Below are 338 nucleotides of genomic sequence, written 5' to 3'. Positions count from 1 at the left end.
TCCTTTGTAACTCCATGTGAGATGTCCCACAACCCCAAAGAGCAAGCTCTCTGGTTTGGGCTTCTCCGCGTTCGCTCGCCGCTACTGACGGAATCACTATTGTTTTCTCTTCCTCAAGGTACTTAGATGTTTCAGTTCCCCTGGTATGCCTCTACATAACCTATGTATTCAGTTATGAGTAACTGGAAATTACCCCAGCTGGGTTTCCCCATTCGGACACCCCCGGATCAAAGCTTGCTTACAGCTCCCCGAGGCAGTTTCGTTGTTCGCCACGTCCTTCATCGGCTCCTAGCGCCTAGGCATCCTCCGTGTGCTCTTAGTAGCTTAACCAATTGCTC

The 338-nt window shown here is 50.6% G+C and carries 1 rRNA gene; it reads right to left on the bottom strand.

Going from position 1 to position 338, the window contains the following annotated elements:
• Window positions 1-330: ribosomal RNA gene (locus HP548_RS01120) — 23S ribosomal RNA — on the bottom strand; the annotation flags it as partial.
• Window positions 331-338 lie beyond the last annotated feature (8 nt).

Source organism: Paenibacillus taichungensis (assembly GCF_013359905.1).
In the GTDB taxonomy this organism is placed as follows: Bacteria; Bacillota; Bacilli; order Paenibacillales; family Paenibacillaceae; genus Paenibacillus; species Paenibacillus taichungensis.
Note: the sequence above shows the minus strand (reverse complement) of the source record. Positions and strands in the feature narration are given on the sequence as shown.